This window comes from Odoribacter sp. Z80 (assembly GCF_009935865.1).
Lineage (GTDB): Bacteria > Bacteroidota > Bacteroidia > Bacteroidales > Marinifilaceae > Odoribacter.
In genome coordinates this window covers 1-22,542 of the sequence record NZ_QWEL01000016.1, presented here as the reverse complement: position 1 = coordinate 22,542, position 22,542 = coordinate 1, and the positions used below count along the sequence as shown (strand labels likewise).

General features: G+C 42.3%; 16 protein-coding genes, 2 tRNA genes and 1 CRISPR repeat array. Of the genes, 14 read left to right on the top strand and 4 right to left on the bottom strand.

What is annotated here, in order from left to right:
* The first annotated feature begins 27 nt into the window (after positions 1–27).
* The 4 genes from gldG (at position 28) to D1136_RS09580 (ending at position 8,074) form a co-directional block, all read left to right on the top strand.
* On the top strand, positions 28–2,427 hold the full coding sequence (gene gldG, locus D1136_RS09595) for a gliding motility-associated ABC transporter substrate-binding protein GldG (protein WP_161877423.1): 2,400 nt from the start codon (positions 28–30) through the stop codon (positions 2,425–2,427).
* Between the two features lie 222 nt (positions 2,428–2,649).
* Positions 2,650–3,702 carry an efflux RND transporter periplasmic adaptor subunit gene (locus D1136_RS09590; RefSeq protein ID WP_161877422.1) on the top strand — a complete coding sequence of 351 codons (1,053 nt, stop codon included), beginning with the start codon at positions 2,650–2,652 and terminating at the stop codon, positions 3,700–3,702.
* Positions 3,703–3,715: 13 nt separating this feature from the next.
* On the top strand, positions 3,716–6,781 hold the full coding sequence (locus tag D1136_RS09585; RefSeq protein WP_161877421.1) for an efflux RND transporter permease subunit: 3,066 nt from the start codon (positions 3,716–3,718) through the stop codon (positions 6,779–6,781).
* Between the two features lie 24 nt (positions 6,782–6,805).
* A complete protein-coding gene (locus D1136_RS09580; protein ID WP_161877420.1) occupies positions 6,806–8,074 on the top strand; it encodes a TolC family protein in 1,269 nt (422 codons plus the stop codon).
* Here the strand turns inward: D1136_RS09580 and D1136_RS09575 are convergent, their stop codons facing one another.
* The 4 genes from D1136_RS09575 to D1136_RS09560 form a co-directional block, all read right to left on the bottom strand.
* Positions 8,075–9,361 (bottom strand): Na+/H+ antiporter NhaC family protein, encoded by a 1,287-nt coding sequence (locus tag D1136_RS09575; RefSeq protein WP_161877419.1) that lies wholly within the window; start codon positions 9,359–9,361, stop codon positions 8,075–8,077.
* A 68-nt stretch (positions 9,362–9,429) separates the two neighbouring features.
* Positions 9,430–9,503 (bottom strand) — tRNA-Arg (locus D1136_RS09570).
* A 157-nt stretch (positions 9,504–9,660) separates the two neighbouring features.
* Positions 9,661–9,734 (bottom strand) — tRNA-Gln (locus D1136_RS09565).
* A gap of 196 nt (positions 9,735–9,930) precedes the next feature.
* Positions 9,931–11,619, bottom strand: a complete 1,689-nt coding sequence (locus D1136_RS09560; RefSeq protein WP_161877418.1) for a peptide MFS transporter — start codon at positions 11,617–11,619, stop codon at positions 9,931–9,933.
* A 93-nt stretch (positions 11,620–11,712) separates the two neighbouring features.
* Between D1136_RS09560 and D1136_RS09555 the strand changes: the two genes are divergently transcribed.
* The 10 genes from D1136_RS09555 (at position 11,713) to D1136_RS09510 (ending at position 21,080) form a co-directional block, all read left to right on the top strand.
* A complete protein-coding gene (locus D1136_RS09555) occupies positions 11,713–13,230 on the top strand; it encodes an NAD(P)H-hydrate dehydratase (protein ID WP_161877417.1) in 1,518 nt (505 codons plus the stop codon).
* Positions 13,231–13,252: 22 nt separating this feature from the next.
* Positions 13,253–14,377 (top strand): DUF4831 family protein, encoded by a 1,125-nt coding sequence (locus D1136_RS09550; RefSeq protein ID WP_161877416.1) that lies wholly within the window; start codon positions 13,253–13,255, stop codon positions 14,375–14,377.
* A 24-nt stretch (positions 14,378–14,401) separates the two neighbouring features.
* Complete coding sequence (locus tag D1136_RS09545; RefSeq protein WP_161877415.1) at positions 14,402–16,180, top strand: chloride channel protein; 1,779 nt, start codon at positions 14,402–14,404, stop codon at positions 16,178–16,180.
* Between the two features lie 9 nt (positions 16,181–16,189).
* On the top strand, positions 16,190–17,059 hold the full coding sequence (locus D1136_RS09540) for a cation diffusion facilitator family transporter (protein WP_161877414.1): 870 nt from the start codon (positions 16,190–16,192) through the stop codon (positions 17,057–17,059).
* 147 nt (positions 17,060–17,206) lie between these two features.
* Positions 17,207–17,428, top strand: coding sequence for a DUF2795 domain-containing protein (locus D1136_RS09535; protein WP_161877413.1), 222 nt, complete (start codon positions 17,207–17,209; stop codon positions 17,426–17,428).
* A 174-nt stretch (positions 17,429–17,602) separates the two neighbouring features.
* Positions 17,603–18,784 carry a sodium:proton antiporter gene (locus tag D1136_RS09530; RefSeq protein WP_161877412.1) on the top strand — a complete coding sequence of 394 codons (1,182 nt, stop codon included), beginning with the start codon at positions 17,603–17,605 and terminating at the stop codon, positions 18,782–18,784.
* A 345-nt stretch (positions 18,785–19,129) separates the two neighbouring features.
* A complete protein-coding gene (locus tag D1136_RS09525; RefSeq protein WP_161877411.1) occupies positions 19,130–19,615 on the top strand; it encodes a DUF4252 domain-containing protein in 486 nt (161 codons plus the stop codon).
* Positions 19,602–20,114 carry an RNA polymerase sigma factor gene (locus tag D1136_RS09520; protein ID WP_161877410.1) on the top strand — a complete coding sequence of 171 codons (513 nt, stop codon included), beginning with the start codon at positions 19,602–19,604 and terminating at the stop codon, positions 20,112–20,114. The genes D1136_RS09525 and D1136_RS09520 overlap by 14 nt, the downstream gene beginning before the upstream one ends.
* Positions 20,101–20,631 (top strand): hypothetical protein, encoded by a 531-nt coding sequence (locus D1136_RS09515; protein ID WP_161877409.1) that lies wholly within the window; start codon positions 20,101–20,103, stop codon positions 20,629–20,631. The genes D1136_RS09520 and D1136_RS09515 overlap by 14 nt, the downstream gene beginning before the upstream one ends.
* A complete protein-coding gene (locus D1136_RS09510) occupies positions 20,628–21,080 on the top strand; it encodes a DUF4252 domain-containing protein (protein ID WP_161877408.1) in 453 nt (150 codons plus the stop codon). Before D1136_RS09515 ends, D1136_RS09510 begins: the two co-directional genes overlap by 4 nt.
* Positions 21,081–21,360: 280 nt before the next feature.
* A CRISPR array of direct repeats spans positions 21,361–22,513; the repeat unit is 36 nt; unit sequence GTTATATCTTATTAAGAAATTACATCAAATCACAGC.
* Positions 22,514–22,542 lie beyond the last annotated feature (29 nt).

Below are 22,542 nucleotides of genomic sequence, written 5' to 3'. Positions count from 1 at the left end.
TAATCGGTTTAAGTGGAGGTATAAGATATGGTAGAGTTGATCAGAAAGGAATTAAAAAGTTTTTTTGCTTCTTTGTCCGGTTATGTTGTTTTGATTTTCTTTTTAGTAGCCAATGGCCTGTTTTTATGGGTTGTTCCGGGCAATTACAACATATTGGATAGCGGATTGGCCGATTTGCAACCTTTTTTCTCTTTGGCTCCTGTTTTGTATTTGTTTCTGGTGCCAGCGCTTTGTATGCGGTTGTTTGCTGAAGAGCGGCGGACCGGGACTTTGGATTTACTTTTGACCCGTCCGGTTTCGGTTTGGAAGATTGTACTGGCAAAATATTTTGCCGGCTTGCTGCTGGTTATTTTTTCTATCTTGCCGACTTTGGTTTATCCGGTTACGCTGGGAATGCTGGCTTTCCCTGCCGGACATGTGGATTGGGGCGGAATCATCGGTTCTTATTTTGGACTTTTGTTTTTGTCGGGGGTATATGTGGCTGCCGGAGTATGGGCTTCCGCTCTGACGGAGAATCAGGTGGTGGCTTTCCTTTATGCCTTAGTGGCCGCTTTTGTATGTTATGCTGGATTGGATTATTTCGGGGAGATTCCGGCGTTTGCCGATTATCAGAATGCGATTTGCTTTTGGGGGATAGAGTATCATTATGAGCCGATGTCCCGGGGGGTACTTGCCTGGAGTGATGGGGTGTATTTCCTTTCTTTGATAGGACTGTTCCTGTGGTTTACGGTCAAAAAATTTAAAGGAACCCGTTTAAAGTGGTTTTTGCCGGTTGTTGGTTTTGTGTTGTTGAATCTGTGCTGTACCCGGATGTACTGGCGCATGGATATTACGAATGATAAACGTTATACTTTATCGGAGAATACCCGGCAATTGCTGGAAAAAGTTGACCGTCCCATTCATCTGGATATTTTTTTAGCGGGGTCTCTTCCTCCCGGGATGCAGAAACTTCAATATGCTTTGACCCGGATGGTGGAGGAATTCAGGCGTATTTCCGGTGGAAATTTCCGGTATGATATCATAGATCCTGCTGAAATTTCGGATATAGAAGAGAAGAAAGCTCTGGTAAAGTATTTGGCTGACCGGGGCATTCAGCCGGTTAGTCTGAATCGTCGTACGGAGGATGAAACTCTTTCCCAACAATATATTTTTCCCGGTTTATTGGTGTACGACCATCAGACGGAGGTTAGTGTGGAATTACTGCAGAATGTTCCGGGACAAAGTGCCGAGCAGAATATCAATCATTCCATAGAAGCTTTGGAATATGAGCTTACCCGTGCGATCCGCCTGTTGATGCGTAAGGAGGTAAAATCCGTGGCGTTTCTGAGCGGACATGGAGAGTTGCCCTATCCGGAAGTGAAGGATATTGCCAATACATTGTCCTATTATTATCGGGTGGATTTTGTTGAGGCTGATTCTCTGGCAGCTGACCTGAATCGTTATGCTGCTTTGATTATTGCCCGTCCTGTGAAAGATTTTTCGGAAAAGGATAAGTTTATTGTGGATCAGTTTGTGATGCATGGGGGGCGGGTATTATGGTGTATAGATGAGGTGGAGGTGGAAGAAGAAGCGCTCAAGATTCAGGAGAGTGTTGCGGCGGTCTATCGTCCATTGAATATTGAGGATTTATTGTTTCGCTTTGGGGTGAGAATAAATCCGGATTTGGTTTTGGATGGGAATTGCGTACTTATTCCGGTGGTGACGGGAGTGCATGAAGGTCAGGCAGAGTATCATCCCGGGAGTTGGTACTATTCTCCTTTGCTGATGCCCTGGCAGCAGCGTCATCCTGTTACGGCGGGTGTTCATCCGGTGAGAGCGGATTATGCCAATAGCGTAGATACCGTTGGAGGGAATGAGAAATTAAAAAAAACGGTTTTGTTGTCGACTTCCCGGTATGCTGCTTTGTTGAAGACTCCGTGTCCTGTGACTTTGCAGATTACGGAAGAGAGAATGTCGCCTGAAAAGTTCAACCGGCAGTTTGTTCCGGTGGCTGTTGCTGTAGAGGGAAATTTCTCTTCTTTGTTTCAATATCGCAATAGGCCGGGGATTGTGGATGTTGATTTCCGTTCTGAGAGTGATTATAACCGGATGGTTTTCATTGCCGACGGAGATATTATCCGGAATAAAGTGCGGGGTGTCAGAGAAAATGCGACGGCTCTGCCTCTCGGGTATGATGAGTATAGCGGCCAGATGTACGGAAACCGGGATTTTATCCTGAATTGTGTGAATTGGTTGTGTGATGACGAGGGGTGGATGCAGTTGCGGGGCCGGCATCTGGATTTATATCTTCTGAATAAAACTCTTTTGAAGGCCGAGCGCCGGAAATGGGAGATGGTTAATTTGTTACTTCCTTTGTTTATCGTTGTATTAGCCGGAGGAATTTTTGCGTGGAGACGTAAGAATAAAATGGCACCGGGAAGAAAATAGGTTTTGATATTTTCAGGGTATTTCGTCGTCCGATAAATGCCTGTTTTTTCTGAACTTTTTGATTAAAATTCCGTAAAAACACAAGATGATTTTGACGGAATTGATTTTCTTTAGATAAAGAAACGTTTTTTAACTTTATGACTATTCTTTTGGCTTGTCTTTTGTAGAAGGAGGCGTAAATGTATACGGGAATAAAATAAAGTTAGAATTAATAAATCTCTCATGAAATTAAAATTAATTATTTTTTCAGGTTTATGTGTGGTCTTAGGGATTTCTTGCGGGGGAAAGAAAACAGGTTATCAGGAAATTATCCGTCCGGTAAGGGTGATAAAAGTTCAGGCCTTGGGTGCTATGCAGAAGATGTATACGGGAATTGTGGAAGCAGAAGAATATAGCAAACTGGCCTTTAAGGTTGCAGGACCGCTTATTGAAATGAATGTAGATGCCGGCCAGAAGGTGAAAAAAGGTGAAGTGGTGGCGGTGGTAGACCCTTTGGATTATAATTTGCAGTATGAAGCCAATAAGGCGGCTTATATAACCAGTAAATCCCAGATGGAGCGTAATAAAAAGCTCTTGGCTATGCAAGCCATTTCAAAGCAGGATTATGAGATTGCCGAAGCCAATTACGTGAAAGCGAAATCTGCTTATGAAACTTCCCAGAATACCTTGACAGATACCAAATTAAAAGCTCCTTTCGAAGGGTTTGTGGAAGAAAAGTATGTGGAGAATTATCAAAAGGTGCAGCCGGGTGAACCGATTATAAAATTAGTGAATCCGGATAAGTTGGAGGTTAGTTTTATTCTTCCGGAGACAAATGTACGGTTGACAAGGGAAAAAATGCAGGTAGCTGTGGAGTTTGATACTTACAAGGGAAAATGGTTTCATGCTCAGGTAAAGGAATTTGTGGATGCTTCTCCGGACGGAAGCGGTATTCCTGTTCGTCTGGCTATTACTGACAGTGCTTTTAACCGGGAGAAATATCAGGTTTATCCCGGGTTTTCTTGTAAAGTGATGTTGAGCATAGCCAATCTGTCCGGGGAGGGATACTCTGTACCGTTGAGTGCGGTTTTTGAGGATTTGAAGACAGGAGAAACTTCGGTATGGTTGTATAATGGTACGGAAAATACGGTCAGACGTCAGAAGGTTGTGACGGAACAATTGTTTGGAACAGACCGTGTTCAGATTCATACCGGTTTGTCAGCAGATGATGTGATTGTAGTGGCTGGTGTGAATTATATCACAGAAGGTCAGAAAGTTTCTGTCGTTAAAAATTAAAATAAATAAGCACATGAATATAGCCAAATATTCATTGGATAATCCGAAAGTGATTTATTTTTTCCTGGCAGTGATGCTGATAGGAGGAGTATTGTCATTCGGATCTTTAGGGAAGAAAGAAGATTCGCCTTTTGTAATAAAAACCGCCGTATTGATTACACAATATCCCGGAGCTTCTCCGAAAGAGGTGGAAGAACTGATTACGGAACCCATTGAACGGGAAATCCAGTCTATGCGCAGGGTTTATAAGATAAAATCTGATTCTTATTATGGGATGTCCAAGATTAATATAGAGTTGAGCCCTGCTACACCTCCGGAAGAAATGCCCCAGATGTGGGATGAGTTAAGGCGTAAGGTGCTGAATGTACAATCCCAGTTGCCTCAGGGAGCTTCTACCATTAAGGTATCGGATGACTTCGGGGATGTTTTCGGGATTTATTTTTCATTAACGGCAGATGAAGGCTTTACTTACCGCGACCTGAGGGATTGGGGACAGCGCCTCAAGACTGAACTGGTGACCATAGAAGGGGTGCAAAAGGTTGCGTTGTTTGGTGAGCAGACTGAGGTAGTGAATGTCTTTATATCCATGTCAAAACTGGCTAATTCAGGTATCAATCTGAATAATCTGATGCAGACCATAAAGGCGCAGAATTCTCTGATTAATACCGGGGAAAAAAGAGCTGGTAGTATTCAGTTAAAAATTTTAGCCGAGGGAACTTACAAGAATCTGACCGATATAAAGAACCAGTTGATTTCAACGGAGACCGGTCAGCAGGTGCGGTTGGGGGATATTGCCATGATAGAGAAAGGATATCTTGAACCGCCCGGTACGCTGATTCGGGTAAATGGGAAGAAAGCAATCGGGATAGGCGTTTCTACCGCTCCGGATTATGATGTGGTGAAGGCTGGCGAGGCGGTGCGCCTGAAGTTGGCACGGCTTGAAGAACAGATGCCTGTGGGTATTGAGATGGTCACCCTTTATCCGGAGGACCAGATTGCGAGGGAGGCGAACAATGGATTTATTCTGAATCTGATAGAATCGGTGTTTATCGTTATCCTGATTATCCTGTTGGTGATGGGAGTCCGGGCTGGCTTGTTGATAGGCAGTTCCTTGGTTTTCTGTATCGGCGGGACATTATTGATTATGCAGTTTATGGGGGTGGGGCTGAACCGGACTTCCCTGGCTGCGTTTATTATTGCCATGGGGATGTTGGTTGACAATGCTATTGTGGTGACGGATAATGCTCAGGTGGCTATCCAGCGCGGTGTACGGCGCAGGCAAGCCTTGATAGACGGAGCAACGGTTCCGCAATGGGGATTGCTCGGAGCTACTATGATAGCTGTATTTTCGTTTTTGCCGTTGTATCTGGCCCAGTCGTCTGTGGCTGAAATGGTCAAGCCCTTGTTTATTGTTTTGGCGGTATCTCTTTTATTGAGCTGGGTATTGGCATTGACCCAGACAACTGTTTTCGGGAATTTTATTCTGAAACAAGGAAACGGAGAAGCCTGTGCAGACCCATACGATAAACCTTTTTATCATAAATTCGGACGTTTGCTGCGTTTCCTGATCCGTTACAAAGTCACGACTTTGGTAGTCATGATCGGACTTTTTATGTTGTCGTTGGTGGTCATGGGGGCGTTGCCGCAGAATTTCTTTCCGAATATGGATAAACCCTATTTCCGGGCCGATTGTTTTTTGCCGGAAGGATACAGTATTCGTGAAACGGAACGGGATATGGGACAGATTGAAGATTTTCTGATGCAGCAGGAAGAAGTGGTGAATGTTTCAGGCACTTATGGTAGTTCTCCTTTGCGTTATTATCTGGCCAGTACTTCTTTCGGGCCGAAGTCCAACTTTGGGAATCTGTTGGTGGAGGTGAAGGATAAAAAATATACTGCTGCAGTAGAATCCCGTCTGAATGAATATGTGCGGGAGAATTATCCCAATATATTGATTCGCTCTTCTCTGTTTAAATTGTCGCCGGCCGTGGAAGCTAATATTGAGTTTGGTTTTATCGGGGACAATATCGATACTTTGACAATGCTTACGGAGAAAGCGATGGCTGTGATGAGAAAATGTGATATGGTAACCGATATAAAAAATAGTTGGGGGAATAAGGTACCGATATGGGAACCGGTTTATTCTCAGGAACGCGGTCAGCGTCTGGGTATCACCCGACAGGCAGTTGCTTATGCTTTGAAGATTGCCACTAACGGTTTGCCTATCGGGGATTATCGGGAAAAAGATTTGTTTATGCCGATTTTGTTGAAAGAAGACAATATAGCATCTTCTGATATTGACAATATGCGGACGTTGCCTGTTTTTTCCCAATCGGGCTATGCTGTACCTCTGGCTCAGGTGGTTGACAGTTTTGCTTTTAATTATAATTACAATGTAGTCAAGCGTTATAACCGGGAGAAGGTAATGATGGCTCAGTGTGATTCTAAGAGGGGGGCTAATACAATGGCTGCTTTTTCGCAAATGAAACGGATGGTACAGGATGAGGTTGCTGTGCCGCAGGGGTATCGGATGAAAATATTCGGGGAAGATGAAACTCAGGAAGAATCAAACAGTGCTATGGCTGCTAATTTACCGTTGACTTTTATTCTGATGTTTGTTGTGTTGTTGTTTTTGTTCAGGACTTACCGAAAACCGACCATTATTCTGTTGATGGTTCCGTTGATATTTATCGGAGTGGTTTTTGGGCTGGCCGTTACGGGCAAGATGCTTGATTTCTTTGCTATTTTGGGAGTATTGGGACTGATAGGGATGAATATTAAGAATGCCATTGTGTTGGTGGATCAGATTGGTATTGAAGAAGCAAAAGGAACTCCGCGCCTTGAGGCTATCATAGAGGCTACAAAGTCGAGAATCGTTCCCGTATCTATGGCTTCGGGTACGACTATCCTGGGTATGTTGCCGTTGTTGTTTGATGCCATGTTCGGGGGGATGGCCGCTTGTATCATGGGGGGGCTGCTGGTGGCCAGTTTGTTGACTATTTTTGTATTGCCTGTTACGTACAGTTTATTGTTCAGGGTAAAAGTGACGGACCGGACAGAGGAGACAATAGATGAGTAAAAGGTGGATAAATATAATGGGTTTATGAAAAAGATATTTTTAATGACAGGGGCAATGTTTTTTGCGGGTATGCTGACAGCCCAGACATTGTCCGTGGAACAATACAGAAACCGGGTATTGGAATATAATCAGGATATTCAGATGTCTCGTCAGGCGGTAAACAGCGCCCTGTATTCCTTGAAAAGTGTGAAGACCGATTTTTTCCCGAAACTGGATGTTAATGGCAATTATTCCTATCAGGTGGAGGAGGTAGAATTTCTTCCGGGAGCTGACCTCAAACATGATAATTACGGAATAGAGGCCGGTCTGGTGCAGAATGTGTATTCCGGCAGTGCTGTCCGTAAACAGTATGATGTAGGTAGATTACAGCATGCGATTGCTCAATTGGGTGTGGAACATACGATAGATAATATTGTGTATGCGGCGGACCTGAGTTACTGGGCTGTGGTTGCTAACCGGGATTTGTATGAATTGTCGGGGCAGTATGTGAAGTTAGTTAACGAGTTGTACTCGATTGTGAATAAGCGTTTTGTTGAAGGAGCTATTAGTAAAACCGACGTGCTGATGGTACAGAATCGTCTGAAAGAAGCGGAGTTGCAACTGAATACGAATTCTACTAATTATAAAATAGCTTTACAGGCCATGAATATTATGATGGGGAGTGAACCGGACCATGAAGTGGTATTGACTGATTCGATTCAGTCGGTAATTTGGGGTCCGAAAGAGGAGGGTTTGGATAAAGCTCTGGAGAGAAGGGCGGATTATCAGACGGCTATTATGAATATTGAAATGGCTAAATTGCAGACTGACTTGGCCCGTTCCCAGTTTTTGCCTCAATTGGTGGTTGGAGTAAAGGAAAAATATGGTACGACTTTGATCAATGTGGATGGGAAGGCCAAATGGGCTACCACAGCTTTTGCCCAAATTAACATTCCCGTATTTCATTGGGGAAAAATGCGTCAGGAGGTGAGACTGGGACGTAGCCAGGAAGAGATGCGGGAATTGGAGCGCAGCCAGTTAAAGGACCGGGTGAGTGAGGAGTTAAGTCATGCTTGGGTGAATGTCACTGAGACGGCAAAGAAGCTGGAGATTGTATATTCTTCTTTGGATATAGCTAAAGAGACTCTGATATTGAATACTTTTAGCTATAATGAAGGTAAACTTCCGATCCTGGACGTATTATCGGCTCAGGTGAGCTGGTTGCAGGCTTATACGAATGTGGTTTCTGTAAATTATCAGTATAAGGTGGCATTGGCTGCTTATGCAAAGGCTTTAGGAAATACCGGAGTGTGATTAAGAATATCTTCGGGGATATCGGAGTAAAATAGCCAGTAAGGCACTGATTCCGATAAGCATAGGATAATACAGATAACGGATGATGGATAAGGGGGAGATTGCTGCTAAGCTGGCAGCCATTAACATTTGGGCTCCATAAGGGATAATTCCCTGGATGAAACAGGAAAAAGTATCTAAAATGCTGGCAGATTTCCGGTTGTCAATACCGAATCTGTCGGCAATTTTTTTTGCTATGGGGCCAATGGTAATCACGGCAATGGTATTGTTGGCCGTACACAGGTTCGCAAGGCATACCAAGCCTGCAATGCTTAACTCTCCGGCTCGTTTGGAATTCACGTTCCGGGTGAGTTTGTTGATGATATATTCAATCCCGCCATTATAGCGAATCATTTCAAGCATTCCCCCGGCCAGGAGGGTAATGATGATGAGTTCTCCCATGCCGGTTATGCCATTGCCCATAGCGCCGAACCATCCGAAAAAGCTGAAACCTGAAGTAAGTAAACCGATGATGCCGGAAGCAAGGATTCCCATAAATAATACGAGCATTACATTGGTACCGGCCAGGGCTGTCCCCAGTACAATGAGGTAGGGGATGACCTTTATCCATTCTATGGAAACCGGCTGGGGAACGGCGGATATGCGGATTCCGGCGAAAATATAATAGAGGAAAAGAAAGATGGCTGCCGGCATGACAATAAGACTGTTTACTCTGAATTTATCTTTCATGTCGCATTCCTGTGTTTTGGTTGCTGCAATGGTCGTGTCGGATATGAAAGAGAGATTGTCACCGAAAAATGCACCTCCTATCACGATGGCAACCATGAAAGGTAATTCAACGGCTGTTTTTTCTGCTATTCCGACAGCTACGGGAGTTAAAGCCACAATGGTACCGACAGAAGTGCCTACGGATAAAGAAATGAAGCAGGCTGCCATAAAGATTCCCGCCAGAAGAAGATTATCCGGCAAGAGATAGAGGGTCAGATTGACGGTGGCTTCGATGGCACCCATGGATTTTGCCGATTGTGCAAAAGCTCCTGCCAATATGAATATCCAGATCATCAGTAATATATTTTTGTCAGAAGCTCCTGCAGAAAAATGAGTGATGCGTTCGGATAATGATAAATGCCGTGTTATGGCCAGGGCAGAAATGGCGGATATGATAAAGGCGACAGTAATGGGTACTTTGTAAAAATCATTGACAATCAACGAAGTGACCAGGTATATCCCCAGAAAGACGAACAGGGGAGTCAGAGCCAGCAGGGAGGGTTTATGTATTTGTTCCATATCGGTTTTATCAAGGTGTTATATTGGGGACAAATAAAAAAAGCAACCGATATAGAGGTTGCTTTTCGTGATTCAGGCGGGATTCGAACCCACGACCTACGGCTTAGAAGGCCGTTGCTCTATCCAGCTGAGCTACTGAACCAACATTTACGGTTTGGCGGTGCAAATATAGGTTATTAAATTCCTTTTTGCAAATAAATCCATGTTTTTTTGAGTGAGTGCAAAGATTCATGAAGTTTTTAGGAAAGGGAAATTTCCATAAAAAAATAAAGTAGTTTGTATATCAAACTACTTTATTTTGGTTGTTCAACAAGGATTCGAACCTTGACTAACAGGACCAGAATCTGTTGTGCTGCCATTACACCATTGAACAGTGGTCTCTTTTCTTTGACGACACAAAAGTAGTCTTTTTTTTTATTTCAACAAAACAAAAATATTTTTTTTCTGATTTCTTTTGATTTTTCTTATTCGTTCGGAAGTTGGGGAAGTACACAATAAAAGCTGTCCGGTTACGGACAGCTTTTATTTATTTCAGGATAAAGCTTTTTGCTCTAAAGCTTTGGCCTCTATTATTTTGTTGCGTTCTCCAAACGTTTCATCATCATAAAGATGAACAGGGCAGAGATCAAGCAGAGAACGATAAGGATGGACCATAATGCCCATAATTCCATGTGTCCCCACAACATACCGATAATGGATACCAGATAGTTACCGATAGCGGTAGCACCGAACCACATACCCATCATGAGTCCTTTGTATTTTGGAGGAGCTACTTTTGACACAAATGAAATACCCATAGGTGACAGGAACAATTCTGCAAAGGTCAATACCAGGTAGGTATTGATGAGCACAGAGGGAGATACCAGCAAATTGCTGGAAACAACCGTTGCTCCGTCCGGATTGGGAGTCGGAAGGCCCATGGAGAAAAAGGCCATAATGGTGAAGCCTAATGCTGCAATCAGCATACCGATACCGATTTTCCGCGGAGCGGAAGGTTCTTTACCTCTTTTAGCTAACGCTCCGAATACAGCCAGAGATACCGGTGTCAGGGCAACCACGAAGAACGGATTGAAATGTTGGAACATTTGAGGAAGAACTTCGATAAAGGAGCCCGGCGTCAGGGTCATGTATTTGTATACTAATATACCAATAGAAAGGCATGCGACACCTGCAGATATCAGTTTTGATTTGGCTTCTTTGGATTGGAAGAGAGAGAATAAGCTGTATATTAAGGTGATGACAAATACTAAGTTAAATACGTTGAAAGTCATACCTAACGCACCGGCAGCTGTTCTGGCCGTGTAGTCGCGGGCAAAGAATGTCAGGGTCAGACCATTCTGGTGGAAAGCCATCCAGAAGAAAATCACCACTGCAAATACCAGGAATAAAGCGGTCATGCGGGATTTTGTCTGTGCCGGAGTTAATTCGACTATGTTTTCTTGTTTTCCGGAAGTTGCTGCTTGTTTGGTATTTACATCCGCATGTTTGAATGTTCTTTTAAATACTTGATAAATCAGCATGGAAACAATAAGCGAAACACATGCTACAGCAAAACCGTAGTGGTAGGAAAGAGATAGCTCGTTGATGTATTTGTGGGCAAAAACTGTTAAGTCACCATTGAAAGCAGCAGCTTGCGATTGTGCAAATTCTGTCAGAGTCTGGAGTGACTCAGTTGCCATTTGCTGCCCTTTTTCCAGATATTCATGGCAAAGTGCAGGAATATCCCCTTGATATTTCAGGCCAGCTTTGCCCAGGAAGTGTTCTGTGATTTTAGATGCGGCTGTCGGAGCAAAAAGTGCACCGATGTTGATAGCCATGTAGAACAAGCTAAAAGCGGTGTCCCGTTTGTCTGCATATTTGGGGTCATCGTATAGGTTTCCGACCATCACCTGCAGATTTCCTTTAAAAAGTCCGGTTCCTAAGGCAATCAGAAAAAGCGCACCGAACATGGCTGCTATTCCGAATGAGTTGCCGGCAGTGGGGATGGCGAGACACGTATAACCGGCAAACATGACGATGATACCTGCTGTAACCATCTTTCCGTAGCCAAATTTGTCTGCAAGAATACCACCTAAGACAGGCAGGAAATATACAAAGGCTAAGAATCCGGCAAAAATGTTAGATGTGGCTGCGGAACTGAAGCCAAACTTCGCTTGCAGGAAAAGTGTGAAAATAGCAAGCATGGTGTAATACCCGAAACGTTCTCCCGTGTTGGCGAGAGCCAGGGCATACAATCCTTTGGGTTGATTGTTAAACATGGATGTATTATTTTAAGTTATTATTAATAGATACACGCGCAAATGTAAGAATTTTTCTGTATTTTTCGTCTTTAGAACGATTGAGTTAATGTTATGGAAACGTTAAATAAAATTTTTAAAGCGGCTTCGGTAAAGATGCTGGATGAGTATACTATTGAGTATGAGCCGGTAAGTCCTTTAGATTTGATGTGGCGGGCGGCTATGGTCTGGACGCGAAAATTTCTGGACGTATTCAGGATTCCGGCTGAAGTTGCGGTTGTTGCCGGTAACGGGAATAACGGAGGAGACGGATATTGCATTGCCTGTTTGTTGGCGGAGCATGACTGGAATGTGACTGTTTTTCGTCTAATGCCTGACAGTACTCAATCCGTGGATTGTAAGGTGAATTATCAGCGATGGTTGGACATGGGCGGACAAATTGTGGATGTGCGGCAAGCTGATGATTTTGTTCCTGGAAAACAGGCTGTGATAGTGGATGCTATTTTGGGAAGCGGTATAAACCGGAAAGTGGAGGGAGTAATGGGAGAAGTCATTCGTTTGATAAACTGCCTGGCAAATCAGGTGGTGGCTGTAGACATTCCTTCCGGTTTGATGGGGGAGGATAATACTTTGAATGATAGGGAGAATATTATAAAGGCTGACTATACTTTTACCTTTCAATTTCCCAAACTGGCTTTTCTTTTGCCGGAGAATGCGGAATATGTCGGAGAATGGCATGTTGTGGATATTCACTTGGACGTTCGCGCCATAGTTAATACGGAAACCTGTTGGTATTATACTGACAAAGAAGAGGTGAAGAAGCTTTTGCCTGTGCCGTTGAAATTTGCTCATAAGGGTTTGAACGGTTGTGGTTTACTGGTTGCCGGCCGCAGAGGAATGATGGGGGCGGCGGTGCTTGCTGCAAAGGCTGCATTGCGTTCGGGGATAGGTTTGCTGTATTGCCATGTTCCGAAACAGGAAGGTGGGATTTTACAAATGTCGGTTCCGGAAGCCATACTGGATTTTGATAGCAGTGAGGAAGGATTCTCTTTTATTTCCGGATGTGGAAGGTTTGATGCTGTTGCTGTCGGGCCGGGGTTAGGCCAATCTCCCGAAACTTGTGCCGGTTTACGGCGGTTGTTGAAGGAATGGAGGGGGGTGACTGTTCTGGATGCCGATGCCTTGAACTTGATGTCGGAGCATCCCGAAATGCTGGATTTACTTCATGAGAAATGTATTCTTACACCTCATCCGAAAGAATTTGAGAGGCTGGCAGGAAAAAGTGAAAATGATTTTGACAGATTAAAAAAATTAAGCATTTTTGCATGTCAATACCATACGTATGTGGTATTGAAAGGAGCTTATTCGGCCATTGCAACCCCGCAAGGAAAGCTTTTTTTTAATATGAGCGGCAATCCGGGAATGGCGAAAGGAGGGGCCGGAGATGTGCTGACAGGAGTATTGCTGGCTTTGGCTGCATGCGGGATGGAGGTGTTTGATGTGGTCCGCTGCGGAGTTTTTGCTCACGGTCTGGCGGGAGATATTCTCGCCCGTCAATACGGTTACCGTGGTATTTCTGCCGGTATGCTGGCAGAGGCAATGAGTGAAGCATGGAAAGAATTGGAAAATTGATCAATATTTAAGGTGATTTTTTATGAAAAGTATTTTTGTTGTCCTATTGGCGGTATGCCTGGGGGTATCGGCAGAGGCACAGAAGAAAAAGGAACTGACTACGTTGGTGAACGTCAACTATTGCCTGCCTAAGGTGATTTACCGGGTAGAGGTTATGTTGGAATGTGAAAAATATATACCCGGTCCTTACCGGAATTATGCAGAGAAAGAATTGGGAATAAAGCCGGAGATTGACAGGGCAAGGGAAGTCTGGAAGGTTACAGCAATAGATATTGAACCTCAGTATATTCCGGATGAGAAAGCTGTTTATTCCGTTTCAGCCAGCGGAGATTACCTGCCTGTTATGTTGAGCCTGACCGGAGAGGGATTTCTGGCGGGAGTGTCGGCAGGAAAAGAAAGTGTGTTCAATGAAGAGCTTCGGATGGAGTTTCAGTCAGACCGTCAACCGGAACAAAGCCGTATAGATATGATGAAGCTGAATACTTACAATCATCTGAAAGAGGTATTAGATACAAATTATACTTTTCAGGAGATAGACGGAGTCATGAAAAAGATATGGGACCCGATTATTCGTTATGTTCCCAAGACGGAGTCAGATAATGTGAAAGAGGCTGTAAGTGAGATTTTTCGGATTCGTTCCGAAAGGGTAAAGCTTTTAGGCGCAGAAAACAATGTACCGGACGGAAAGTCGTTGGAGCTTATTTTAAAAGAATTTGACCGGATGGAGCAGAATTATCTGAGTTTGTTTATGGGTGGGAAAGAAACTTACCGGATAAAAAGGGTGTTTGAATGTGTCCCCGAAAAAGAAGAGGAACCGGTGGTGATTTTCCGTTTTACAGAGGAGAATGGTATTGCGGATAAAAAGAATGTTTCTGCTTTGGCTTATTGCTTAAAAATAACAGATGTTACTGTGGCTGCTTCCACACCGGTAAACGGGGAAACTGCTACTTCCGCCATATTTTACCGGGTACCGGCTGTCGGAGAACTGCAACTTTTACGGGGAAAGGAGGAAGTGATGAGTTTTCGGGCTGTTGTTCCTCAGTTGGGAGAAATCAAGAAGTTTCCGGTGGATATAATCAGTAATGAAGGAATCAGCATAGAATTCTATCCTCAATTCGGTTCTTTGAAAAAAATCAACCGTAAGTAAAAGAATTGTCGATAAATTTGTGGTATGTCGTGGTGGAATAATTGGTATGTCAGTTTCTTGAGTTGGCGCGTGCGTCATATTAAGGAAAGAAATTTTATAATCATTCTGAGTTTATTGGTGGGAATTGTTACGGGGCTGGCCGGTGTATTTTTGAAAAATTCAGTACATCTTACCCATCAGTTTTTTACGGAACGTTTGCAGATAGACAGCGGCAGTCTGCTTTTTTTTATCTATCCTTTTATTGGTATCTGGCTCACTTCCTTATTTGTGCGTTATTTTGTCAGGGAGGATATCAGCCATGGGGTTACTAAGGTGTTGTATGCCATCTCGAGGCAAAACAGCATGATAAAGCCCCATAATAATTATTCTTCCATGATTGCCAGTACGATTACGATAGGTTTCGGAGGTTCTGTCGGAACGGAAGCAACTATTGTTTTGACGGGTGCCTCTATCGGTTCTAACCTGGCCCGTTTTTTCCGGATGAATTATAAGGTAATGACCCTGATGATCGGGTGCGGTGCTGCCGGGGCCATTGCCGGAATTTTTAAAGCTCCTATTGCCGGTATCGTTTTTACCCTTGAGGTACTGATGCTTGACTTGACGATGGCTTCTTTGGTGCCTTTGATGATTTCCGCCATTTCTTCGTATGTTATTGTTTATTTTCTGATGGGAGAAGGGGTTGTGCTGGAATTTGCCGTGCATGACCATTTTGCCTTGGCGAATGTCCCTTATTATATTCTTTTGGGCATTCTTTGCGGATTGGTGTCTGTTTACTTTATCCGTCTGAATATAAAGATTGAAAAGTGGATTACGGGAATAAAGAATCAGTTTAAGAGGATATTAATCGGAGGTGCATTGTTGGGATTATTGATTTATGTTTTTCCTTCGTTGTATGGGGAGGGATATACGTCTTTGGAAAATTTATTGACTGATAATGCCGATGCTATTTTAAAAAATACCTATTTCTTTGATTTCCGGAATTATGCGTTTGTGTTGGTTTTATATGTGCTGGGTCTGGTTTTTATGAAAGTTGTTGCAACGGCATTGACGAATGGTAGTGGCGGTGTGGGAGGAGTTTTTGCACCCAGTTTGTTTACGGGTGGGGTGACTGGTTTCTTGATAGCTACTTTGATTAATATGACGGGGATCGTGACAGTGCCGGTAAGTTATTTTGTCTTGGCGGGAATGGCGGGAGTGATGTCGGGTGTTATGAATTCTCCCTTGACAGCTATGTTTTTGATTGCTGAGATTACCAGCGGGTACAGCCTGTTGGTGCCTTTGATGATTGCTTCGGTTACTGCTCATCTTACAGGACGGGGGATGGAACCTTATTCTATTTATGCCCGCCGTCTGGCCATGAAAGGAGATTTGATTACACATAACAAGGATAAGGCTGTCTTGACTTTAATGAAATTGGATAAAGTGATTGAGACAGACCTGAAAACTATTTCGGTAAATGCCACCTTAGGTGATTTGGTGAAGAAAGTATCCCGTTCGAGCCGGAATATTTTTCCGGTGATAGATGAGGATGAAGGTTTGCTGGGTATTGTTCTGTTGGATGATATCCGTAAGATAATGTTTAATCAGGATTTATACGATACTACTTTTGTGCGGGATTTCATGACAACACCTCCAACTGTTGTGGATGTAACCGATCCGATGGATGTTGTTATGAAGAAATTTGAAGATACGCAAGCCTGGAATTTACCGGTGATAGAAAACGAGAAGTACGTCGGTTTTGTATCTAAAGCGAAAATATTTAACACTTATCGCAGGGTGTTGCAACACTTTTCCGATGAATAGTCAAAGAAAATGAATACGGATACGCAACAGCATACCGGTTTAGGGTATCGGGAAGGAATTGTTTCGATTGTGGTGAATCTTTTCCTTTTTGCGGTAAAATATTATGCAGGAATTGTCTCCGCTTCTGTTGCCTTGGTGGCAGATGCGTGGCATACTTTGTCCGATTCCCTGACTTCCATTATGGTGATTTGGGGCATCCGTCTTTCTTCACAGAAACCGGATAAGAAGCATCCTTTCGGGCATGGACGATGGGAGCAGGTCTTTGCGTTGATGATAGCTATGGTTCTGGTATTTGTTGGAATTGAATTTGTGACAAGTGCTTTCCGGAAGTTCCAACAGCATGAGACTGCCGATTTCGGTTGGCTTGCTTATGTTGTGACGATTATTTCTGTTGTAGGGAAAGAGGCATTGGCACAATATGCCTTCCGTGTAGCCCGTTTGACCGGAAATTCTTCCATAAAAGCGGATGGCTGGCATCATCGGAGTGATGCCTTGTCTTCATTGGTGGTTTTGGCCGGATTATTTTTAAGCGGTTATTTCTGGTGGATTGATGCAGGTCTGGGAATAATTGTTTCTCTGATGCTTTTTCATGCTGCCTATGGCATTATTCGGGAAGCTGTTAATAAGATTCTTGGCGAGGAACCGGCAGAAGATGTTACCCGGCAGGTTGCTGTTATTGTGAAAACTTATATGGGGGAGCAGTCATATCCTCATCATTACCACATCCATCATTACGGGGACCATATAGAATTTACTTTTCATGTGAAGGTTCTGGGGGACGAGACTGTCCGGGAGGCTCACACCCAGGCAACCCTTGTTGAAAAGCAAATTAAGGAAAAAATGAATATGGAGGCAACTATTCATATTGAACCTCTCTGATATTGTAACATTTCCGCATTTATATCGTTTTAAAATCAACATTCTTGCAAAGTCAAGGTGTTAATTTAATGTATTATTCTTGTTTATTAGAGAAAAAAATATACTTTTGCGGAAATTTTTAGGGAAACGTTAAAAAACAATATAGCTATGTATTGGACACTGGAACTTGCTTCAAAATTGGAAGATGCACCATGGCCTGCATCCAAAGATGAGTTAATTGATTATGCAATTCGTTCAGGCGCTCCTCTGGAAGTGATTGAGAATTTGCAGGATATTGAGGATGATGAAGAAATCTTTGAAAGTATAGAAGATATCTGGCCGGATTATCCCAGCAAGGATGATTTTTTCTTCAACGAGGATGAATATTAGTCTGTTTTAGAAGATTAAATAATTAATACCAGCGAGATAAACAAATCCTTATGGTTTATCTCGCTGGTATTTTTCTTTGGTATCATTGGGGGTATCTGCCTATTTTTTTATTTTTGTCCCCGGATTAAGAAAGAATGGTTACTTTCTTAGACAATAAATGGATAATTAGCGTATATGAAAAAAGTTTTATTGTTTTCTTTCTTTTTGGTGTTGGGATTGGTGTTCTCACAGTGTTTGCCTGTCTGGTTAGAGAGTTCGTTTGATGTTATTGAAAAGGGGATCAAGACTTTGATGTTTGTCTGTCTGGCCTTTATCATGATTAATGTTGGTAGGGAGTTTGAATTGGATAAAAGTTGTTGGAAGTCCTATACTGCGGATTATTTTATAGCAATGGCCACGGCTGCTGTTCCCTGGTTATTGATTGCATTTTATTATATGTGCCTTTTACCTTCCCATTTGTTCTGGAATTGGGAGGCTTGTAAAGAAAATTTATTGTTGAGTCGGTTTGCTGCTCCGACTTCGGCGGGTATTCTTTTTACTATGTTGGCTGCGGCGGGTTTGCGAAAGGAGTGGATTTATAAGAAAACCCAAGTGTTGGCGATTTTTGATGATCTGGATACCATCTTGTTGATGATTCCTTTGCAGATTCTGATGATCGGATTCAAGTGGCAATTGCTGGTGGTGATCGTGGTGGTTTGTGTATTGCTGGCTATCGGATGGAAAAAATTGGGTGCTTTTCGAATACCGCAGGGATGGAAGGCTGTTTTGTTGTATGCAGTGTGTATCGTTGCTGCTACGGAAAGTATTTATCTGTTATCGAAGATGTTGATGGGAGCGGATGGGGGAATACATATTGAAGTGTTGTTACCTGCTTTCGTGCTGGGGATGGTAATAAAAACCGTACATCAACACGGCCGGCAGGAGGAAAGGATGACCGGAATCATTTCCTATTTATTTATGTTTTTGGTGGGGTTAAGTACTCCTCAATTTATGGGGATAGACCATGCTGCCCGGGCAGTGGAGGCAAGCGGTGTGATTGCATCCCAGCCCATGCCTTCCTGGGGAGTTTTGTTCGGACATGTGTTGGTGGTTACTTTTTTGTCTAATTTGGGAAAGATGTTTCCTTTGTTTTTCTATCGTGACCGCCAGATACAGGAACGGTTGGCTCTTTCTATCGGTATGTTTACCCGCGGAGAGGTTGGAGCTGGTATCATAGTAATAGCTTTGGGGTATAATTTAGGCGGCCCTTTCCTGATTATATCCGTGTTCAGTTTGGTATTAAATCTGTTATTGACCGGAGTTTTTGTTTATTGGGTGAAATTGCTGGCCCAAAAAGTGTATGGGGTAAAAGAATAGAATGTTTTTATCCTGAATAAAGGTGACTTGTCTTTCCTTTAGATTTTTTTCTCTGTTTATTTTTGCCTCGGCCGGGTGTATAACTGTACGGTTAATCAGTCGGGCTTTGTGGTTGGAAGATATCAGTATCGGTTCAGATATGGCCATTATGGATATATCTCTGAAAGACTTTGTCTGAGGGGGGGAAGAGTCCGTAGGTCTTTAATTTGAAGGAATAAAGGGAGAATTTTAGTGTAATTGAAATATTATTATCATTTTTGTTTGTAACAACTTTTTTCTATTCCCCGTCTATGATGTTGAAAGCGCTTTAAAAAACAAGTTTAGTGTGAACAAAAAAATCGAACCATGAAGAAATGTTTATTTACTTTATTGCTATTTTGCGTCTGTTGCATGAGTTTTGCCCCAAATGTAGACGGGCTTTTGGATAAATTTAGCAGCGAAAAGAATGCCGAATGTGTGAAAGTCCCTCGTCTAATCATGTCCTTAGGGAGCATGTTTGTCGGACAGGATGAAGATGCCTGGATATTGAGAAAGATAAAATCAATAAGAGTTCTGGATTTGGATGACTGTCAGACGAACGTAAAGGAACGCTTTCATCGGGAAGTGGATAAACTATGCTTTAACGGGTATGATGAGCTGATACGTGTAAACGATGAAGGTGAAAAGGTGCGTGTGCTGATGAGGATGAAGAAAGAAACTATTTGCGAATTATTGCTCGTGTGTGCCGGAAAAGAAGACTGTGCAATAGTACAGATAAACGGAAAATTTACCAAAGACGATATAGATAAACTGGTAAATCAGGAAACAGGGAAGAAGCATGGACGCAGCTGAATTCAAACAACAATTTTTGCCCTGCCACCAGAAACTTTACCGGACGGCCTACCGGCTTATGGGAAATTCCCGGGATGCGGAAGATATGGTGCAGGAAGCGTATCTGAAATTGTGGAACAAGCGTAATGAACTGACTGAAATCCTAAACCCCGAAGCCTATTGTGTCGTCTTTATCAAGAACCTGTGCTATGATACCTTACGCCGGGTTCAACCGGATAAGGACGGACGGGTATCTGAAGAACTAAAACTTCCGGCAGACACGAACATAATTCGGGAGGTGGAACAACAAGATGAGGTGAACCAGTTGAGGCGACTGATCGACCGTTTGCCTGACCAGCAGAGACAGGTGCTTTTGCTTCGGGATGTGAATGACTTTTCTTTTGAAGAGATAGGAGAGGCCACAGGCCTGAGTGCCGTCAACATTCGTGTGTTGTTGAGCCGTGCCCGGAAAAAGATACGTGAACAATATAGTATTATGATGAATTATGAAAGCAAGTGAAATAGACAAAATATTAGTTCGTTACTATGACGGAGTGACTGACGAGGCGGAAGAAAAGGAATTGAAGCGTTTCTTTACTGAAGAAGACGTGCCCGCTCATCTGCTTGCCCAGAAAGAAATTTTCATGCAATTGGGTGACTTCTCTGAACCCGAAATACCGGACGGGTTGGAATGCAGGTTGAGTGCAAAGATAGATGAGTGGGCTATCTGTGAGAAACGAACGCTGAAAGTAAACAGAACTGGACAGACCCGGGCACGATGGGTCGGAAGCATAGCTGCCGGTTTGTTTATCTTGTTCTCTGTTGGGATATGCCTATACAAACCTTATTCCTCCACGATGCAAGATACCTGTGTTACTTCCGAAGAAGCGTACGTACAGGCTCAAAAGGCACTCGTCATGCTTTCTGTCTGCCTTAACAAAGGAGTGGCAAAGGTAGAATCCTTACAGGAAACTACCGGAAAAGTTCAAGAGAGTGTAAACAAACAGTTAAACCGAATAAACAACATAAAATTATGAAACGTACCTCTATCATTATTTTGTTATTTTCCTTGTGTTCTTTGTTTACTTATGCACAAGACAGTTTTTTCGATAAGGTTGCCGATATGGAAGGTGTGACGTCCGTCTATATATCCAAAGCGATGCTCAGGTTGATACCTGATGTGCAGGCTGAGGGGGTGGACATAGGCAAAGTAGCTTCCAAACTGGACTGTATTCGGATAGTTAGTTGTGAGAAACCAGAACTCATTGCTAAGTTGAAGAAAGAAACTTCTTTTATTACCTCTAAAAATGGTTATGAAGAACTAATGGATATAAACGAGGAGGGAGAAAAAACCACTATTTATCTGAAACAGAATAAGAATGGTACCAACGAGTTTATTTTGGTGAACAGGCAAAAAGAAGATTTCAACCTTATTTTTATCATAGGAAAGCTGACGTTGCAAGAAGTGCAAGGCATTGTCAATTAAGAAGCACATCCACGGACAGCTAATGTTTACATTTGTTATCCGCGGATGTATTTTCAGAAATCAGTTTCTCTTTTTTATCCGGTATAATGACTTCTTTTAAATCCGGAAATTCCTTTATTGTATGTTTCTCAATAAAATACAAAACTATTATATAAAAGAAGCGGCAGGTGATTAACCTCCGCTTCAGCAGTAACTACCGAAGTAGTCCTACGAGCGCACATGCCGCAGCATAGCTGGCTCTGTTTCAGAATTAATACAAATAACTTATATTTGCATTACTGTTATATCTTATTAAGAAATTACATCAAATCACAGCCAAGAATTGGATATCTTTGGTAAACATGAAGTTATATCTTATTAAGAAATTACATCAAATCACAGCTGACTTTCAATGAACTCTTCATTGTTCGAGTTATATCTTATTAAGAAATTACATCAAATCACAGCCTCAATGGGAACAGAACGAAGCTTATACGTGTTATATCTTATTAAGAAATTACATCAAATCACAGCATTAACGAGTTTCTTATTCGTGAATTTGGTTATATCTTATTAAGAAATTACATCAAATCACAGCTCAGCTTCGTAAATATGCTCGTGCATTAGGTTATATCTTATTAAGAAATTACATCAAATCACAGCAGCATTGTGATGCGTCATTTGCAGATTTTGTTATATCTTATTAAGAAATTACATCAAATCACAGCTTACAATTCTTTTCGATTTCAAACAGTCTTGTTATATCTTATTAAGAAATTACATCAAATCACAGCAAGCAAACTGCCTTAGGTAGTTTAGCTCACGTTATATCTTATTAAGAAATTACATCAAATCACAGCACCTCTGTTGTTTTAACAACATCAGCATTAGTTATATCTTATTAAGAAATTACATCAAATCACAGCCTATTGTTAATGATTTAACTCTACGCGCTGTTATATCTTATTAAGAAATTACATCAAATCACAGCCGGCATTTTGATGTGTATCTATCATGTTCAGTTATATCTTATTAAGAAATTACATCAAATCACAGCTTCCGTAGATCCGTTGGTGTCTCGCGATGTGTTATATCTTATTAAGAAATTACATCAAATCACAGCCGAAGCTCGCATTCGGTGTCATTGTGATGAGTTATATCTTATTAAGAAATTACATCAAATCACAGCATATGAGAAAAAGAAGAAATTTGCTGCTAAGTTATATCTTATTAAGAAATTACATCAAATCACAGCGTATGAGAAGAAGAAAAAATTTGCCGCTAAGTTATATCTTATTAAGAAATTACATCAAATCACAGCGAGGCTGCTGGCTTGAATCCTTATAATATGGTTATATCTTATTAAGAAATTACATCAAATCACAGCGATTTGTCCAAACACATGCCGTTTACGGCAGTTATATCTTATTAAGAAATTACATCAAATCACAGCGGTCATAGACATTTTACTCGTACTCAGCCT

Coding starts and splice junctions, on each gene's coding strand:
- gldG (WP_161877423.1), top strand. CDS start 28: ATGGTAGAGTTGATCAGAAAGGAATTAAAAAGTTTTTTTGCTTCTTTG.
- D1136_RS09590 (WP_161877422.1), top strand. CDS start 2,650: ATGAAATTAAAATTAATTATTTTTTCAGGTTTATGTGTGGTCTTAGGG.
- D1136_RS09585 (WP_161877421.1), top strand. CDS start 3,716: ATGAATATAGCCAAATATTCATTGGATAATCCGAAAGTGATTTATTTT.
- D1136_RS09580 (WP_161877420.1), top strand. CDS start 6,806: ATGAAAAAGATATTTTTAATGACAGGGGCAATGTTTTTTGCGGGTATG.
- D1136_RS09575 (WP_161877419.1), bottom strand. CDS start 9,361: ATGGAACAAATACATAAACCCTCCCTGCTGGCTCTGACTCCCCTGTTC.
- D1136_RS09560 (WP_161877418.1), bottom strand. CDS start 11,619: ATGTTTAACAATCAACCCAAAGGATTGTATGCCCTGGCTCTCGCCAAC.
- D1136_RS09555 (WP_161877417.1), top strand. CDS start 11,713: ATGGAAACGTTAAATAAAATTTTTAAAGCGGCTTCGGTAAAGATGCTG.
- D1136_RS09550 (WP_161877416.1), top strand. CDS start 13,253: ATGAAAAGTATTTTTGTTGTCCTATTGGCGGTATGCCTGGGGGTATCG.
- D1136_RS09545 (WP_161877415.1), top strand. CDS start 14,402: ATGTCGTGGTGGAATAATTGGTATGTCAGTTTCTTGAGTTGGCGCGTG.
- D1136_RS09540 (WP_161877414.1), top strand. CDS start 16,190: ATGAATACGGATACGCAACAGCATACCGGTTTAGGGTATCGGGAAGGA.
- D1136_RS09535 (WP_161877413.1), top strand. CDS start 17,207: ATGTATTGGACACTGGAACTTGCTTCAAAATTGGAAGATGCACCATGG.
- D1136_RS09530 (WP_161877412.1), top strand. CDS start 17,603: ATGAAAAAAGTTTTATTGTTTTCTTTCTTTTTGGTGTTGGGATTGGTG.
- D1136_RS09525 (WP_161877411.1), top strand. CDS start 19,130: ATGAAGAAATGTTTATTTACTTTATTGCTATTTTGCGTCTGTTGCATG.
- D1136_RS09520 (WP_161877410.1), top strand. CDS start 19,602: ATGGACGCAGCTGAATTCAAACAACAATTTTTGCCCTGCCACCAGAAA.
- D1136_RS09515 (WP_161877409.1), top strand. CDS start 20,101: ATGAAAGCAAGTGAAATAGACAAAATATTAGTTCGTTACTATGACGGA.
- D1136_RS09510 (WP_161877408.1), top strand. CDS start 20,628: ATGAAACGTACCTCTATCATTATTTTGTTATTTTCCTTGTGTTCTTTG.